The organism is Desertibacillus haloalkaliphilus (genome assembly GCF_019039105.1).
GTDB lineage: Bacteria > Bacillota > Bacilli > Bacillales > KJ1-10-99 > Desertibacillus > Desertibacillus haloalkaliphilus.
This window is the reverse complement of record NZ_JAHPIV010000546.1, coordinates 1-338: the sequence shown is the minus strand read 5'-3', so window position 1 is coordinate 338 and position 338 is coordinate 1. Positions and strand designations below refer to the sequence as shown.

Annotated in this window: 1 protein-coding gene; it reads left to right on the top strand. The window is 51.8% G+C overall.

Annotated elements, in window-relative coordinates; genetic code table 11:
* On the top strand, positions 1–338 hold a 338-nt coding region (locus KH400_RS30395), incomplete at both ends, for a hypothetical protein (RefSeq protein ID WP_217228670.1).

Here is a 338-nt window from a genome sequence, read left to right as displayed (position 1 = left end):
AAAGAGAAGAAAGGGGGGAAAAAAAAAGAGAAGGAAAAAGAGGAGGAAAGGGGAGGAGGGAAAAAGGAGAAGAAAGGGGAAAGAAGGGAGAGGAAGAAGGGGAAAAAAGAAAGAGGGAGAAAGAGGAAGAGGGGAGGAAGGAAGAGGGAGGGGGGAGAAGGGGGGAGGGAGGGGGGGAGAAAGGGGGGGAGGGAGGGGGGAGAAAAAAGGAGGGAGGAGGGAAAGGGGAAGGGGAGGGGGGGAAAGGAAAAAAGGAGGAGAAGGGGGAAGGGAAAAGAGAAGGAGGAAAGGGAGGAAAAAGAGAAGAGAAAGAAAAGAAGGAGGAAAAGGGAGAAAAA